Annotated in this window: 18 protein-coding genes and 1 pseudogene; 10 read left to right on the top strand and 9 right to left on the bottom strand. The window is 60.5% G+C overall.

Features of this window, described 5'->3' with window-relative positions:
* Positions 1-17: 17 nt before the first annotated feature.
* A complete protein-coding gene (locus ACKZ62_RS09135; protein WP_032885861.1) occupies positions 18-251 on the bottom strand; it encodes a hypothetical protein in 234 nt (77 codons plus the stop codon).
* 223 nt (positions 252-474) lie between these two features.
* Here ACKZ62_RS09135 and ACKZ62_RS09130 point away from each other — a divergent pair, with 223 nt between their 5' ends.
* The 4 genes from ACKZ62_RS09130 (at position 475) to ACKZ62_RS09115 (ending at position 3029) form a co-directional block, all read left to right on the top strand.
* On the top strand, positions 475-600 hold the full coding sequence (locus tag ACKZ62_RS09130) for a hypothetical protein (protein ID WP_447096564.1): 126 nt from the start codon (positions 475-477) through the stop codon (positions 598-600).
* A 72-nt stretch (positions 601-672) separates the two neighbouring features.
* The gene (locus tag ACKZ62_RS09125; RefSeq protein ID WP_447096946.1) at positions 673-1611 is read left to right on the top strand and encodes a hypothetical protein; all 939 of its coding nucleotides are present in this window, start codon (positions 673-675) and stop codon (positions 1609-1611) included.
* Between the two features lie 81 nt (positions 1612-1692).
* Entirely contained in the window at positions 1693-2388 is a 696-nt protein-coding gene (locus ACKZ62_RS09120; protein ID WP_179178689.1) for a DUF1963 domain-containing protein, read from the top strand.
* Positions 2389-2405: 17 nt separating this feature from the next.
* Complete coding sequence (locus tag ACKZ62_RS09115) at positions 2406-3029, top strand: SMI1/KNR4 family protein (RefSeq protein WP_122680505.1); 624 nt, start codon at positions 2406-2408, stop codon at positions 3027-3029.
* Positions 3030-3037: 8 nt separating this feature from the next.
* Here the strand turns inward: ACKZ62_RS09115 and ACKZ62_RS09110 are convergent, their stop codons facing one another.
* The 3 genes from ACKZ62_RS09110 to ACKZ62_RS09100 all read right to left on the bottom strand — a co-directional run bounded on the left by ACKZ62_RS09110 (position 3038) and on the right by ACKZ62_RS09100 (position 5621).
* Positions 3038-3598, bottom strand: coding sequence for a hypothetical protein (locus tag ACKZ62_RS09110; RefSeq protein ID WP_447096563.1), 561 nt, complete (start codon positions 3596-3598; stop codon positions 3038-3040).
* A gap of 362 nt (positions 3599-3960) precedes the next feature.
* Positions 3961-4689, bottom strand: a complete 729-nt coding sequence (locus ACKZ62_RS09105; RefSeq protein WP_032885867.1) for a hypothetical protein — start codon at positions 4687-4689, stop codon at positions 3961-3963.
* Between the two features lie 74 nt (positions 4690-4763).
* The gene (locus ACKZ62_RS09100; protein WP_122764651.1) at positions 4764-5621 is read right to left on the bottom strand and encodes a LysR family transcriptional regulator; all 858 of its coding nucleotides are present in this window, start codon (positions 5619-5621) and stop codon (positions 4764-4766) included.
* Between the two features lie 112 nt (positions 5622-5733).
* On the opposite strand from ACKZ62_RS09100, the gene ACKZ62_RS09095 reads away from it, so the two are divergent.
* Both ACKZ62_RS09095 and ACKZ62_RS09090 read left to right on the top strand, forming a co-directional pair.
* Positions 5734-6342: a LysE family translocator gene (locus ACKZ62_RS09095; protein WP_032885869.1), complete on the top strand. Its 609-nt coding sequence runs from the start codon at positions 5734-5736 to the stop codon at positions 6340-6342.
* Between the two features lie 91 nt (positions 6343-6433).
* The gene (locus ACKZ62_RS09090) at positions 6434-6799 is read left to right on the top strand and encodes a cupin domain-containing protein (RefSeq protein WP_032885870.1); all 366 of its coding nucleotides are present in this window, start codon (positions 6434-6436) and stop codon (positions 6797-6799) included.
* Here the strand turns inward: ACKZ62_RS09090 and ACKZ62_RS09085 are convergent.
* Together ACKZ62_RS09085 and ACKZ62_RS09080 are read right to left on the bottom strand one after the other, a co-directional pair.
* Entirely contained in the window at positions 6787-7095 is a 309-nt protein-coding gene (locus ACKZ62_RS09085) for a hypothetical protein (RefSeq protein ID WP_181640374.1), read from the bottom strand. The genes ACKZ62_RS09090 and ACKZ62_RS09085 overlap by 13 nt on opposite strands.
* Positions 7096-7101: 6 nt before the next feature.
* A complete protein-coding gene (locus ACKZ62_RS09080) occupies positions 7102-7461 on the bottom strand; it encodes a hypothetical protein (RefSeq protein ID WP_164440520.1) in 360 nt (119 codons plus the stop codon).
* Between the two features lie 111 nt (positions 7462-7572).
* Between ACKZ62_RS09080 and ACKZ62_RS09075 the strand changes: the two genes are divergently transcribed.
* From ACKZ62_RS09075 to ACKZ62_RS09065, 3 genes are all read left to right on the top strand, one after another.
* Positions 7573-7926, top strand: coding sequence for a hypothetical protein (locus ACKZ62_RS09075; protein ID WP_447096562.1), 354 nt, complete (start codon positions 7573-7575; stop codon positions 7924-7926).
* A gap of 61 nt (positions 7927-7987) precedes the next feature.
* Complete coding sequence (locus tag ACKZ62_RS09070; RefSeq protein WP_447096561.1) at positions 7988-9232, top strand: hypothetical protein; 1245 nt, start codon at positions 7988-7990, stop codon at positions 9230-9232.
* Positions 9233-9321: 89 nt separating this feature from the next.
* Entirely contained in the window at positions 9322-9948 is a 627-nt protein-coding gene (locus tag ACKZ62_RS09065; protein WP_447096560.1) for a glutathione S-transferase family protein, read from the top strand.
* A gap of 27 nt (positions 9949-9975) precedes the next feature.
* Here ACKZ62_RS09065 and ACKZ62_RS09060 read toward each other — a convergent pair whose 3' ends face one another.
* From ACKZ62_RS09060 to ACKZ62_RS09050, 3 genes and pseudogenes are all read right to left on the bottom strand, one after another.
* Positions 9976-11712: an OPT family oligopeptide transporter gene (locus ACKZ62_RS09060; protein WP_447096559.1), complete on the bottom strand. Its 1737-nt coding sequence runs from the start codon at positions 11710-11712 to the stop codon at positions 9976-9978.
* Positions 11713-12413: 701 nt separating this feature from the next.
* A pseudogene (locus ACKZ62_RS09055) lies at positions 12414-12503 on the bottom strand (REP-associated tyrosine transposase); the annotation flags it as partial.
* A gap of 271 nt (positions 12504-12774) precedes the next feature.
* The gene (locus tag ACKZ62_RS09050; protein WP_032885881.1) at positions 12775-13233 is read right to left on the bottom strand and encodes an REP-associated tyrosine transposase; all 459 of its coding nucleotides are present in this window, start codon (positions 13231-13233) and stop codon (positions 12775-12777) included.
* 214 nt (positions 13234-13447) lie between these two features.
* On the opposite strand from ACKZ62_RS09050, the gene ACKZ62_RS09045 reads away from it, so the two are divergent.
* Positions 13448-14569: a beta-propeller fold lactonase family protein gene (locus tag ACKZ62_RS09045; protein WP_181640378.1), complete on the top strand. Its 1122-nt coding sequence runs from the start codon at positions 13448-13450 to the stop codon at positions 14567-14569.

Genomic DNA, 14569 nt, shown 5'->3' with positions numbered 1-14569 from the left:
AGGGAGGGCGTTGAGGTTTACCCCTTCAACTCACTGGCCCGATGACTCGCCGCATCGTCATAAGCCACATACAGCGACTCAGCGATCTGGCTCTTAATGGCCTTGGAAGCCTCCAGACCCAACACAAACCCTTCCGCCTTACCGCCCGCGCGGTTGAGTTCTTCATGGGTGGACGCGCCGGTGATGGCGTCGAGCAGCTTGGTGGCATGCGGGCCGACGCCCTTGGGGAGGCTGATTTGGTCGATGGACATGAGGCGATACCTTGCGAGAGAGAGATCGGTAGCGCGTGGAACCACTGCCGGGGGATGGCATGGTAGACCGATATGCCCTGCAAAGGGGTGTTTGCGAGTCATCCGGTTTAAAACTCAAGATGCCTTCATCATGGCATTTCATTGTCATGCAGCGCTCGGCACCGCATCACCGCGCGCCTGAGCAGGCATCGTGTGAGGACTCAAGGGCGAAGACGCACGGCAAATGCGCGACACGATACGTGTGGTGCGTTACACCCACGCCAACGACACACCGAACCCAGCGTTCACCCTTGAATATCACCGCTACCTGGCATTCCGGGCCGGGAAACGCGTGGCGCTCTCGGCTTAAGGTATTCTCCATGGCGTTAATGCCGACCTCGGCCGCCAATCGCTGCCCCTCAAGGCGCATCAGGAGATTTGCATATTGATTGGGCATCGCTTCGAGCGCACCGCGCAGGGTGACTTGCACATCCACTCGCGCAACGGGGTGCAAAGCGCATTGGTACTGCTGACAGGCGCAATGGCGTTCACCCTGCCATTGGCCTTCGTCGTGTTTTGGCTCACCGATAGCAGCTCGCAGTGGGCGGACACGGACCCGCTGACCTCGCTGCTGATCGTGCTCGGCCTGCTGCTCATTCCTGCCCTTGGCCTGCTGCTGATGGTGTACACCGGCATCCGCGAGAGCTTGTTGTTGTCGCGGGCCAACGGCGAAGGCAAGCGCCGCACTCGAAACTTTTTCGGTGGCCGCGAGCGTGTGCAGTCAACCTTCAGCATCGATAAAGCCCACCACCTCGAACTGCGCCGCCGTCCACAGGCAGAGCCGGCCAACACCCAGTTGTGGCTGGTGATGCGCGACGGCACCGAGCAGCGCTTGACCACCGACAACGTGCCCGTGATACCGGGGAACACACGCACCGATATGTGGCTGCGAGAACTGGCTGACTATCTGAACGTGGCCGTGCCCACTGAGGTGCACGTTGGGTCGGCGGCCGCGGCGCCCTACAGGCCTGCGCCATCACCGGCGAAGGTGGCCCGGCGGCGCAAATCCGAGGGGCCGGCACCCGTGGCTGAGTCCACCGACAAACTCGGCAGGCCCGCACGCGCCCTGCTCTCCCTGCTGGGTGTTTTCCTGGCGGTGCTGGAGCTGACGCATGTGATCGCGTTGGTGCGCGCGCTGTTTACCGGGCGGCTGCGGGTCAGTGGCATTCGATCGGGTTCGACGAGCTTTTATTGGGCCGAGCAACCGCTGGTGTTTTCATTCAATGTGCTGGTGGGTGTCGCCGAGGTGCTGATTATCGGCGTGATCGCCTGGGGGTGTTTGCGTACGGCGATTCTGGGGCGGCTGAAAGCCAACTCGTGAAGGAGACCAATTGGGCACCGCGCCCGCGCACTGCTAATCTGCGGCCTTTGTGCCTGTAGCAAAAGGAAGGTTTACAGCGACATGGACATTCAACAAATCAAGCAACGCCTGGCCCGCCCCGCCGTGAAGTTCATGGCCGGCGGCTTTCGCCCTCTCGGCACCGATGAAGAAAGCTGGCTGGGGAATGTCTTCCTGTTCCGCCCGGATGAAGGCGTACCCACCAATCAGGCCGGACAACCCTTGCTGCCCTACGCGCAGTTTTACCTGCCCGCCCTGCCCTTCAACAGCCCGCTGCTGGCGGGGGTTCGTGTGCTGACGGTGTTTATCTCGGACCCGTTTCCTGAAGACTTTGAGCCGATGGGAAATAACTGGGTGATCCGCGAATATGGTCCCGATGACGTATTGGTGCGCAAGGCGCTGCCGGTACCGGGCACATTTCTCAAACCTTTCCCGTTGAAGGCAGAAGCGGTGCCGGAGGACTTCCCACTGTGGGATGGCGGCGGTGTCCCCGCGGACCTTGAGCAAGCCATTCTCACGCTGGAGCGCGCCGGCGAGATACAGAGCTATTACGACTTGATCACCCATGCTTACGAACACAAGATCGGCGGTTACCCCTCGTTCTGCCAGTCGGGGGTGGATCCGGGTGAAGGTTTCGAGTTTGTGTTCCAGATTTCGTCGGACCCCAAGATCAACCTCAACGTGATCGACAGTGGCAGCCTGATGTTCTGGAAGCACAACCAAACCGGGGAATGGGCGCTCTATTATGATTTTTACTAAGGTGCTGGGAGCCCCGAATGACTGACTACCGTGGATTGATCTTCGACGACACCCGAGAAAGCGCATCCGACCACGCCCTCGCGCAATTGGAAGCCACCCTCGGCGCCCGCCTGCCGGACGATTACCGGCAGTTTCTCAAGACCTGCAACGGCGCCACCGTGGAATACGACGTGCTGGCGACCATGAGCAATGGCGATAAAGAGCTGCTGAGTTTCTTGCTGTATGGCCTGGACCCCAGCGAGCAGTATGAATCCAACCCCTTTGAACTGGAGCAACTGCGCAAGCAACCTGGCTTCCCCGCGACAGGGTTATTGCCGATCGGCCGCGATGGCGGCGCCAGCGTGCTGTTACTTGACCTGCGCGAGGGTCGCCAGGATGTGGGGGCGATGGTCGCAGGTTTACCTGCCTGGACGGGGCGTCGCCAGCAAGGCGATGAGTACGTGGTGCTGGCGGACTCGTTCAATGCCTACCTGGACTTGTTGCACGTGTCGCAGGAACGGATCGCGGAGCACATCAATCACTTCGTCATCAGCGACGACACCATTGACGCGACGCTGGCGTGGCTGGATCAAAGCAGTCCCGGTTGGCGGGAGCGCTATCGGGACCTGTGGAATGCGCGGGTGGTGGACAGGCCGATTTGAAGCCGGTGTCAGGGCGTCGCGCATTGTGCTGGCTGGAGGAAGTCTTTCAGCGCTGCCTGATACAGCGTGAGTGGCTGGTCCCGGGTATCGAGCATGGCAAATGGAATCGCGGTGATATGTGAAAACGTCTGGGCACTGATTGAATAGGTTTTCTGCCTGCACACGCCGTTATTGCCATTGAGCATGAACTGAAACGTGAACAGTTTCGGCCGGGTACACCAGCTGGGAATCAAGCCAAGACTCAAGCCCGTCAGGTACTCCTGCGTACACGCGCCGCCCGATGAAAACTCCGAGATTTTTATGGCTAATACAGGGCGCGACGACGCGAGCGGTGCTGAGCTGATGTCTTGCGCCGCCGGGATTATTTCTTGTGTGGCCTGGTAGGCGCGCTTGCCGAAGCGGCTGTCTTTCCAGGGCGCGTCAACTTCATAAGTGAAGCTTGGGATGCTTTCGGTTTTGGCGGCTTCAACGCGGTCGTTGATGATTGGCTTGGACGCGTAGGTGGTGCATCCGGCGACGGATATCGCCATGGTGAGAAGCATCAGACTGTTAACGAGTGCGCCACGCATCTTGGGTTTTCCCTGGCTATGAATTGGGCCGACTTCATCCAAGTCGGTCAGGAGGGTGAGCGGGCTCTCCTGTGATGTACAGGCTTCTTGTAGTGAGCGGGCTTTCCTGTGGTAAGCGGGCTTCTTGTGGTGAGCGGGCTTGCCCCGCGCTGGGCTGCGAAGCGGCCCCAATAAGGCCACCCCAATTTCTCAGAAAAACCGCAGTGCCTGGTTTTAGGGCTGCTTCGCAGCCCAGCGCGGGGCAAGCCCGCTCACCACAGAGAGCCTACTCAACACACAAAGTTCGATCACCACAGAAAGCCCGTTTACCATGAGAGATCAGCGCACCAAAAAAGCACCTCACCAAAAAAACCCCAAGCGACTCACGCCTGCGCACTGAACCGCTGCGCCGCACGCCGCTCATACATCGCCGCTTCCGTCTCCTGAGTCGCCCGCTCACCCTTATAGGCCAACTGCGTCAAAAACTTCGCATCCCTGAACTCTGCAGGGACCATGCTGTGCGTGTCTTTGAACAGCGGCGCCAGATCAAGGGAGCTGGCGAAGTTTTCCTGGGTCAGGCTGTAGTAACCCATGACGCTGCCGGACCAGGGCGAGCTGGCGTCCGTCATGTCGATGGCAGCATCTCGGTAGGCGACGGCTGCGGTTTTGAGACCCAGGGATTTGTTGAGCAGATCCGTGAGCCGCTGGGTGTCCGAGCTGTTGAGCTGGCCGGCGGTATTGAGCACTTTCAGACTGCCGTCAGCGTCGACGGTGAAGCCGTATTTTTTGCTGGCAAGGTCGGGCGCGGTAGTCGACAGAGTTGACTGGAAGGCCTGGAAAGAGGCTTTCAACGTGTTGTGCGCACCTTTGAAGATTTCGGCGAACCGAGGGTACTCCGGCGATTCAGAGCGACCCACCCAGACGTCGACGACCTCCAGTGGTTTCGACGTGGTGCTGGTGTCTTCACTGGGATGGTAGATGGCGGCTGGCGCGGCGTTTGCCAGGGCTTCCTTGGCGACATCCGTCAGCGGCTGGGGCGTAAGCGTCTGGTTGGAAGGCGCAAGGGTGACGTTGGCCGGCGAGGGATAGGCGGAGCTGACGGAGAGAGCCATTTAATCGGTCCATGATTGGCGGGTTCCTCAAGGTTATCGACGGTGCTGGAGCAACCTTTAGCTCAATGACCCGCCTAGCCTCTCAGCGCACTGATGATGAACGCGTGAAGACCATTGACGGCGTTGGACCCGCGAGAAGCTCGGCTGCGCAAGATCGAAACCTCCATCGGCGCAATGTTCCCCAACCCCTGCTCACTGCCCAAGACCTGCAGCGATGCCGGCACGCTGCACTGAGTGATCGCGGCAATTGCCAGTCCACCTTCGACGGCGGCCACTTGGCCAGCGAGGCTTGAGCTGTTGTAGACCACTTTGAATTGGCGGCCCTGTCGGGTCAGTGAGTCCACCGCATAACGCCGAGCCAGGCTTTCACTTTCGTAAACAGCGATGGGCACCGGCTCTCGACGCCACAGTTCGAACTGCGGTGAGCCCACCCACACCATGGGTTCCTTGAACAGAAACGTGCCGCTTTGCGGCGAGTCCCTGGACACCAGTGCAAGGTCAAGATCGCCGCTTCGCACACGCGGGATCAAGGTGGTCGACTGTTCACAGGTCAGCTCTATGTCCACGCCTGCGTAGCGCGGTGCAAAGCGCTTGAGCAGCGGCGTGAGGTACTTGGCCGCGTAGTCCTCGGCGACGCCCAGGCGGATGCGACCGGTCAATGCTTCCCCATGAAAAGCCGCCTGGGTTTCAGCATGCAGGGCGAGCAGGCGGCGGGCATAGCCCAGCAGCGTCTGGCCATCAGCGGTCAGTTGCAGGTGGCGCGGACCACGGTTCAGCAGTTGCCGTCCAAGCGCGGCTTCAAGCTTTTTCATCTGCATACTGACGGCGGACTGGGATCGGTTCACCTCGTGCGCTGCGCCCGACAGCGAACCAGCATCCACCACCGCCACGAAGCACTTGAGCCAATCAATCTGCAGATCGCTGGCGAGCATGGGGCTACCTCTATGCGTTAATCGAATGACTACGATGTGAATTATGCGCTTTTCAGGATAGTCGCCCAGCCCTAATGATGATTCGCCTGAATCACCACTGCGGGATTTGAACATGCCATTCGAGACCTGGTTGCTCTATGTGTTTACCTGCTGCGGTATCGCGGTCGTGCCGGGGCCCAATGCGTTATTGGTGCTGACCCATGGTGCCATTCACGGGCGCCGCAAAACGCTGTTCACCATCACCGGCGGAGTGCTCGGTTTTGCGGTGGTGCTTTCGTTTTGCGCGCTGGGCCTGGGCGCACTGATTCAGGCGTCGTCCGCGTGGTTCAACGCGCTGAAGGTGGCCGGGGGGCTGTACCTGATCTGGCTGGGCTTCGGACTGTGGCGGGCTGCGCCGATGACGCTTGAGACTGCCGATACGGCTGGCTTCAGCGGTTGGTCACTGTTGCGCCAAGGCCTGGTATCGGCCCTTTCAAATCCCAAGGCGTTGCTGCTGTTTACCGCGTTTATCCCACCGTTCCTGGATCCGCACAGGAGCCTGATCGCCCAGACGGCCGCCATCGCACTGACCTACGCCGGGGTGGAGTTTGTGGTTGAGTATCTGGTCGCCAGCGCGGCGCACCGGGTCAGGCCTTGGTTGGCGAGGACCGGGCGCCGGTTCAATAAAGTCTGTGGTGGTTTTTTTGTGCTGTTTGGCTTGGCGCTCCCCATTCGTGCCTGACAGCTTGATGGTTGCCCTTGCAGGATCGTACAAGCCCACTGACCCGCAACGTGAGTAGCCTTGGATCTCTCATTCCACCCGAGGATCCACCATGGCCCAGCACCCGGTAAATCTCACCCAAAAAGCATCGCTCATCGATCAACTGTGGAGCCCGCGAGTGGTCGCGCAAATGAACGACTACCAGTTCAAGGTCGTGCGGATCGAAGGCGAATTCATCTGGCACTCGCATCCGGAAACCGATGAGGCCTTTCTGGTGCTTGAAGGCACTTTGCGTATCGACCTCCCGGATGGCCCGGTGTATGTGGCTCCGGGCGAGCTGTACGTGGTGCCCCGTGGCGTCGAACACAGGACGGCGGCCGACGGCGAAGCCAAGCTGATGATGATCGAACCACGCGGCATCCTGAACACCGGGCATGAAGGGGGTGAGCGCACTGCCGAGAATGATCAGTGGATCTGAAACGTCGCCGCCCCCAGCAACCCCAGTAGCTCATTCACCAACTCAACCGCCTCCTGCTGATAGCCTTCACACCAGCGCGCCGACCAATCATTCGGTCGGCCGTCTTCTTCCCACTCAGATAACGCCAGGCCGTTGACGATTTCCAGCTCAAACCACTGGCGTTGCCAAGCGTCAGCGTCGGTGACCAGGGTGATGTCCTGCCACAGAAATTCGGTATGGGCGACAAAACGACTCCAGCGGAACAGGTCCTCGGTGGCCTGCTCTGCGAGTAGGATCAGTTGGGTTTTTTGGTCCATTGCGGGTTATTTGTCCTTGATCTCTTCCAGCCGTCCGCCGCAGGCGATGAACTTGTCGGTATAGCCTTCACGACAGGTGTTGCTTTGCACAGACGCCACGCTGCTCGGCTTCAAACCGGAGCACGGATCGGGGTTCGAGGCGCTCGACGAAAATTGATGAGTGCACGTTTGGTAGCTGTTTCTTTGCGCCTCATCCAACACGCGCTGGCCCTCGGCGCTGTCTTTTGCGCGCTGTTCGCAGGCGTTGACGTTGGCATCCAGCTCGGCCACGCACTGCTGGCCCTGTGGGGTTTCAGGGTGGATGTAGCGGTACTGCGTGCAAGCGCCGAGGAGGAGAAAGGCAAGAGCGGCAAAAGCTTTGGTCACGGATTCCATATCCTTCAGACGTGAATGTCGCGAGGTTGGACGTGGAAAAGGGCCCTAGGTTCTGCCATTGTCGCGCCATTGTTTGTTTTTCCTGCGCCCCCCGGAGCCCTTATGCCACCGACCAAACGCGACAGCGCCCGCATTGAGCGCCGACTCGTCGCCACCCTGACCGACGCCTGCGAAACCGCCAAAGCCGAAATCCCCGGCTTCGAATGGTTGACCCACATTGTCGATTACACAGCCTTTCCCCAAAGCCTGCGGGTGATCTGGGTGTTCGATACGCACGCCAACAAGGACCACGCCCTTGCGACCGGTGTCGACCAGCGCATGCGTGAATTGACCGCTGCGGCGCTGGATGACGCCGAGGTAGCGCCCGTACAGGTTGACCGCTGTGTGCGTTTTGACTCTGAAGAGGAATGCCAGCGCCAGCACGGTGGCGATTGGCGTGTGCGCCTGCAACGCTAGTGGCTGCCTCGTAATCTCTGGATAATGCCCTCCTCCTGCCCCGATACGGAAATCCCGCTCAATGAAGTCGCCCGCCCTGCTTCTCGCTTCTGCCCTGTTGCTGCCCGCCATCGCCCACGCCGACGACGCCGCATTGACCGAGACGCTCAAGGCCTTCACGCGCTGCGACGCGACCTTCTTCAGCAGCCTGAACACGCACCGTGCCGCGTGGCAGGCCTATGCGCCGCTCAAGCAGGACAAGGACTTCACCTGGATCGCCGTTAAAAACCGTGCCGACCGCCAAGCCAATCAGGTGCCCGTCAGCGCGCCGCCCATCGCAGGCCTGAAGCTGTTGTCGTACGCCGACGAGGCCGCCGACCTCGATCAGTTGGGACGCTACTATTACTGGGGTTTTGTCGTGCAAGGCGGTGTGGACGAGGTAGCCCAGCACCTGGCACCACTGCTGGACGTGCCCGCGCGGCTGCAAAAAATCGACGGGTCTTATATTCGCAGTGAACTCAAGGTCGGCGACCGCTGGCAGGCGATCAAACCGCAACCGGGCAAGGCACCGGGCACGCGCAACGTTGAGCGCGTGCTGATCGTCGAACCCGATGGCGAGCAAACACGCGTCAGTTGCTCGGTACAGGGCGGCGTCGATGCTGCGCTGCTGGCCTGGCTGCGGCCGGACATTGCGCCGGTTGACTACCCGCGTACCGTGGTAGAAACCAGCATCAACGATGTCGACGTACCTGCCAGCGTGCTCCAACGCCTCGATTCGCCGCTGTTGCAGCCGAAATTCAAGAGGTTGAGCTACTCCTACCTGTCCAAGAAAGGCGACGGCAGCCAGGACAGTCCGACCTCGGTCACCTTCACCGCCGACGGCGGCTTGCTGAAGAAGAATGAGGTGTACGGCAACGCCTTCAACGTCGATCGCCTGGTGCTCGCCGACTTGATCCAGTTGAAGTCGAAGATGAACGGCGTCGGCGATGGGCGAGTGCTGCAAACCCTCGCAGTCGAGTTGAAAGTGCCGAGCAGTTGGGCCCCTGGCCAGATCCTGCGCGCAGACATGCAGATGCTGAACGTCCCCGCCAAGCCCACCGACACCCCCACCGACACCTCATTGATCTGCAAGGTGGGTGAGCGCTTCCCGGCGCGCCAGGTGTTTGCCTCCTTGACCGGCGACGCCATCAAGCTTGAGTGCGACCAGGGCGACTACAAGACCTCGCGTGCGTTTATCGAGGACTTGGGCGTGGCCCTGACGCTGGAGTCGACGTCGAGCCGGTTCCACTACGTGAATCAATACACCGCGCTGGATGTCGTGCGCTGATCAGCCCAACGCCAGGACGCTGGGATCTGGGGCACTCTGCGCCAGCCCAGCGGTCTGTTGATGCACACCCCCTGCCCCGTGGAGTTCCCATGATCATTGTTCACCACCTCAACAACTCACGCTCGCAGCGCATCCTGTGGCTGCTGGAAGAGCTTGGCCTGCCCTACGAAATCAAGCGTTACCAGCGCGACCCAAAGACCAACCTCGCACCGCCTGAACTCAAGGCAATCAACGCCCTGGGCAAGTCCCCGGTGATTGAAGACGGTGCCAATGTGGTGATCGAATCCGGCGCCATCGTCGACTACCTGATCCGCCGCCATGGCGACGGCCGCCTGCAACCCGATCCTGCCTCGGCCGACTACGATAAATACGTGCAATGGCTGCATTTCGCCGAAGGTTCGGCCATGTTGCCGCTGATGCTTAACCTCTACGTGGGACGCCTGGGGGATGCCGGTGCACCGTTGCATCCACGCATCGAATCCGAGGTCGCCAACTATTTGGGCTATCTCAACGATGCGCTGGGGCACGCGCCGTATCTGCTGGGTGATGAGCTGAGCGGGGCAGACATCCAGATGAGTTTCATCGGCGAAATCGCCAAGGCCCAGGGCAAGTTGCAGGCGTACCCGCACCTGTCAGCGTGGGTGCAGCGGCTCCAGGCGCGGCCGGCGTATCGCCAGGCGCTGGAACAGGGCGGCGAGTATGCATTTGCCCACTAAGTAAACCCGGGCACGGTGGGTGTGCGACTAGCCCACCATCTGCCACAACGATGCGCCCACCCCGGTAATGCTCTCCCCGGCAATCAACCCCGCCGCTGCGGTAATCGCAAAGCGCTCAGTGATACTTGGCCAACGGCAACTCACCAACCAGGTGAGCACCGCGCCCATCGCCATCATCAACGACACCGAAGCCGGCAGGACAAAAGCCAACCCCAACGCGGCGGCACTCGGCAAGTAGCGGGAACGATGGGCCGGCAACAGGCTGTCGAGCACGCCCAACAACACGCCTGCACCGCCGCCAATGGCAATCGCCCAGCGGATGCTCGTCGACAATGAATCCAGCCCGTGGGTCAGGGTTTGCGCCACGGCTTTCCACGTCGCCACCGCGGGCGCCGGCCACTCTTCGGTAAGCAGCATGGACTGCGGATCCGGAATCAGCGCCAGGTACGCAAACACGCCAACGATGCTGCCGATGAAAATCCCCAGGATCTGCGCGATCACTTGTTTGTGCGGCGTAGCACCAATCGCTTTGCCCACCTTGAAATCGTTCATCAAGTCCGTACATTGCCCCGCCGAGCCGCCAGCGGTGTTGGCGCTCATCAGGTTGATCGGCACCTGGCCGGGAGCAACGATGCCGAAGCTCAGTTGGGACAATTGCCCGATGGCGCCAATCGGCGGAATACCGGTGGCACCCACCACGCGGGCGGCGACGGCCGCGAGGCAGATCGCCAGAGGAATGGTCAGCAATGCCATCCACAGATTGATGCCGAACAACAGCGCTTGCAGGCTGACTACCAAGCCTATCGACAGGATAAAACCAGCGGCCGGCCCGGGCTTGGGCACGCTGCACATCTTGCCGCCGTCAGCTTTCGTGGAGGAGCGCAACGCCCACAAACGAATCGTCAGCGAGGCCAAGGTGGAACACACCATCAGGCTCACACCGGGCCACAGCAACCATTCCACCAATGCAGCGAATTGCGGGCCGCTGCTGTCTGCCGGCAACGTCACCAGGTTCTGTGCCAGCAGCCACGGGCCCAGGCCACCCCACGCAATCAAGGCGCCGAGCAGCAGAGTCAGGCCGACGCGAATACCGATAATGCCGCCGAACCCCAGCAGCAACAGCGAAGGATCGGCGGTAAAGGTCAGACGCTCCAACGGGGCTGTCGGCGACCAGCGCGGAAAGGCCCACATGAAGGTGTCCACCCACTTCACCAATCCGGACAGCAACGCGGCGCTGAGCAGCACCTTCAATCGTGTCGCGGCTTCGCGTCCGTGGTTGTAGATGTGCAGCAGGGTTTCCAGGGTGGCCATGCCTTCGGGGAACTTCAGCGCCTTGTCATTGAGCAACGAGGGGCGCAGGTACCAGGCGATCCAAATGCCCAGGAAACTCACCGAGAACACCCAGGCGATCATCGGCAACGCGTCTAACTGGTTGCCGGTCAACAAGGTGTAGGCCGGAATCGGCGCCACCAAACCGCCAGAGATGATCGAAGCGGCGGCCGAGGCGACGGTCTGGTTGATATTGCTCTCATGCAAGGTCCACGGCAGTTGCTCGGTGGAACGCTTAGCCAAGCCTTGCCAGATCGCATAACCCGCCAGCAGGGCGATGATCGACATGTTGAACGACCAGCCGATCTTCAAGCCGGCGTACACATTGGATGGTGTGAGCAAAATACCGAGCACGGTGCCGGTGACGACGGCACGCAGGCTGAGTTCGCGTTCGACGGGGGCGTACTGGGGAATGGCTGGCGAGGCTGACAGCATGCGGATTCCTTTCGGCAATGAAACAGGGCGACCTAACAAGTGAGCCCTGTGGGCCCTGAAGGTTCCTGAATCGGCAAGAAGGAACAGCAGCGCAAAGCACGTCCGCTCTTGTGATGTGCGGGCTTTTTTTGGTCAGCCTGCGTGTAGGTGGCACATAAGCTTTTTGTGGTCAGCCTGCTGTAGGTGGCAACTAAGCTTTTTGTAGTGAGCGGGCTTGCCCCGCGCTGGGCTGCGAAGCGGCCCTATCAAGAACACCGCGTTTCGTCAGGTAGATCGCGCTGGCAGGTTTTGGGGCTGCTTCGCAGCCCAGCGCGGGGCAAGCCCGCTCACCACAAAAGCCACTGCTCACCGTAAGAAGCCTGCCAAACACAGGAGTTCGCCTGTTCTTAGGTGGCAAGTGAGCTTTTTGTGATCAGCCTGCTTGTGGGTGGCAAGAAAGCTTTTTGTGGTGAGCGGGCTTGCCCCGCGCTGGGCTGCGAAGCGGCCCCATCAAGAACACCGCGTTTCGTCAGGTAGATCGCGCTGGCAGGTTTTAGGGCTGCTTCGCAGCCCAGCGCGGGGCAAGCCCGCTCACCACAAAAGCCACTGCTCACCGTAAGAAGCCTGCTCACTACAGAAACCGGCTCACCAGAGAAGCCTGCTCACCACAAAAACCTGCTCACCAGGGAAGTCTGCCAAACACAGGAGTTCGCCCCTCTTCTTCATAGCCACGCCGCATCCCACAACGAATAATCCCCCACCCGCTCCACCAGACCGGCTCGTAAAGGGTTGGCAATGATGTAACGCGTGGCAGGCAAGCTTTTTTTGTGGTGAGCGGGCTTGCCCCGCGCTGGGCTGCGAAGCGGCCCCATCAAGAACACCGCGTTTCGTCAGGTAGATCGCGCTGGCAGGTTTTGGGGCTGCTTCGCAGCCCAGCGCGGGGCAAGCCCGCTCACCACAAAAGCCACTGCTCACCATAAGAAGCCTGCTCACTACAGAAACCTGCTCACCAGAGAAGCCTGCCCACCACAAAAACCTGCTCACCAGGGAAGTCTGCCAAACACAGGAGTTCGCCCCTCTTATTCATAGCCACGCCGCATCCCACAACGAATAATCCCCCACCCGCTCCACCAGGCCGGCTCGTAGAGGGTTGGCAATGATGTAACGCGCCATCTTGCGAAGATCATCGTCCGCACGCACTGCCCTATCGTGATAGCCGGGTTGCCAAACACGCTCTTTACTTTGACGACGCTGGTTAATGACCAGCGTACTGCGCGACTTAATACGTCGCACCACGTCTGCCAACGCCTTTTGCTTCAACTCAAACAACCAGTGAATGTGGTCAGGCATGACGACCCAGGCCAGTGAATCGACCAGTCCCAGTTCATGAGCCTGCCGGAATTCGGCAACCAGCAGGCGACCCAGGTAAAGGTCAGTGAATAAGCGCTGGCGCTGATGAACCACGGCGGTGATGAGGTAGCTGCGACCGTGTTCCGAGTAACGGCCGTGACGCAGACGGTGTGATTGAGGTGTGGGGCGCATCCGCTGCTCTACGTGAAATGCCTGAAGAGACTTAACGCTAGCGCGCCGCAGGGGACGAGCAACTGTCACTTGTTGACCACATGTAACCCTGTGGGTCAGGCATACCGGCGCGTCGCAAGAGACACAGCCAAGTGAGCCCAAAAACCAACTATTGCGGAGACAGAAATACAGTCATACGATGACTGATCACAAACATAACAATAAAGGCTCACTCGTGAATAAACCCCTCCTCATGGCAGCCGCCATTGCCTGCGGACTCAGTGCACACGCCAACGCTGCGACCTTCGCGTACATTTCCAGCCCCGGCGATGGCTTGATTTCCCAGTACCGGCTGGACGAGAGCAACGGCGCGTTGAGCCTGGTTGACCAGGTAACAGCCGGTGATCAGGTCAACCCGATGGCCCTGAGCCCCGACGGTAAAACCTTGTATGCCGCGCTGCGGGTCAAGCCGTTTCAAGTGCAGAGCTTCAGTATTGATCCAGCCAGCGGGCGGTTGACGCCACGCTCCAAGGCCCCGCTGGCAGAAAGCATGGCCTACCTGGCCACCGACCGCGCCGGACGTTATCTGCTCGCGGCCTCTTACGGGGCCGACACCCTCAGTGTGCAGCCCGTCGATAAGCCCGAGCCGATCCTCACCTACAAGACCGGCCCCCACGCGCACTCCCTACGCACCGACCCCAGCAATCGCTTTGCCTACGCCGGCAACTTGGGCAACGACCACGTGCTGCAATATCGCTTCGAGGCAAACACCGGCGCACTCACGCCGATCGGCACCGGCTACGTGAGCGTGCCGGCCAACACCGGGCCTCGGCACTTGGCGTTTTCAGCCAACGGTAAATACCTGTATGTGGTCGGCGAAATGAGCGGCACCGTCACTGCATTTTCCATTGACGACAGCACCGGCGCGCTGACGCAGATCGGCGTAGCCAATGGCATTCCAGCGCGTTTGAAACTGGCCCACGGCGAAGTACGGGACGCGCGCAACAATGATTTGAAGGACGACCCGACGCCACGCATCTGGGCCGCCGACCTGCGTTTGTCCCCAGATGGCACCCTACTGCTGATGAGCGAGCGCACCAGCAGCTCGGTGTCGGCGTTTGCGGTGGATGCGGCTACGGGTGGCCTGACGTTTCTCGACAACTACCCGGTCGAAGAGAAACAACCGCGCAATATCGCCTTCTCTCCCAATGGCCAATGGTTGCTGGTGACCGGCGAGAAAAGCGACAAGGTCGGTACCTACGCGATCAGCGGCGCAGGTGCGTTGAAACGCGTGGGTGAGGCGGCTTCAGGCAAAGGTGCGCTGTGGATTGAAGTCCTGCGCACCGCAGCCAAATAG

It is taken from the genome of Pseudomonas sivasensis (genome assembly GCF_052938085.1).
The sequence above is the reverse complement of the archived record's forward strand: the minus strand, read 5'-3'. Positions and strand labels throughout refer to the sequence as shown.

Excerpts from the sequence above, each read along its gene's own strand:
- ACKZ62_RS09135 (WP_032885861.1), bottom strand. The coding sequence starts at position 251 with ATGTCCATCGACCAAATCAGCCTCCCCAAGGGCGTCGGCCCGCATGCC.
- ACKZ62_RS09130 (WP_447096564.1), top strand. The coding sequence starts at position 475 with ATGCGCGACACGATACGTGTGGTGCGTTACACCCACGCCAACGACACA.
- ACKZ62_RS09120 (WP_179178689.1), top strand. The coding sequence starts at position 1,693 with ATGGACATTCAACAAATCAAGCAACGCCTGGCCCGCCCCGCCGTGAAG.
- ACKZ62_RS09115 (WP_122680505.1), top strand. The coding sequence starts at position 2,406 with ATGACTGACTACCGTGGATTGATCTTCGACGACACCCGAGAAAGCGCA.
- ACKZ62_RS09110 (WP_447096563.1), bottom strand. The coding sequence starts at position 3,598 with ATGCGTGGCGCACTCGTTAACAGTCTGATGCTTCTCACCATGGCGATA.
- ACKZ62_RS09105 (WP_032885867.1), bottom strand. The coding sequence starts at position 4,689 with ATGGCTCTCTCCGTCAGCTCCGCCTATCCCTCGCCGGCCAACGTCACC.
- ACKZ62_RS09100 (WP_122764651.1), bottom strand. The coding sequence starts at position 5,621 with ATGCTCGCCAGCGATCTGCAGATTGATTGGCTCAAGTGCTTCGTGGCG.
- ACKZ62_RS09095 (WP_032885869.1), top strand. The coding sequence starts at position 5,734 with ATGCCATTCGAGACCTGGTTGCTCTATGTGTTTACCTGCTGCGGTATC.
- ACKZ62_RS09090 (WP_032885870.1), top strand. The coding sequence starts at position 6,434 with ATGGCCCAGCACCCGGTAAATCTCACCCAAAAAGCATCGCTCATCGAT.
- ACKZ62_RS09085 (WP_181640374.1), bottom strand. The coding sequence starts at position 7,095 with ATGGACCAAAAAACCCAACTGATCCTACTCGCAGAGCAGGCCACCGAG.
- ACKZ62_RS09075 (WP_447096562.1), top strand. The coding sequence starts at position 7,573 with ATGCCACCGACCAAACGCGACAGCGCCCGCATTGAGCGCCGACTCGTC.
- ACKZ62_RS09070 (WP_447096561.1), top strand. The coding sequence starts at position 7,988 with ATGAAGTCGCCCGCCCTGCTTCTCGCTTCTGCCCTGTTGCTGCCCGCC.
- ACKZ62_RS09065 (WP_447096560.1), top strand. The coding sequence starts at position 9,322 with ATGATCATTGTTCACCACCTCAACAACTCACGCTCGCAGCGCATCCTG.
- ACKZ62_RS09060 (WP_447096559.1), bottom strand. The coding sequence starts at position 11,712 with ATGCTGTCAGCCTCGCCAGCCATTCCCCAGTACGCCCCCGTCGAACGC.
- ACKZ62_RS09050 (WP_032885881.1), bottom strand. The coding sequence starts at position 13,233 with ATGCGCCCCACACCTCAATCACACCGTCTGCGTCACGGCCGTTACTCG.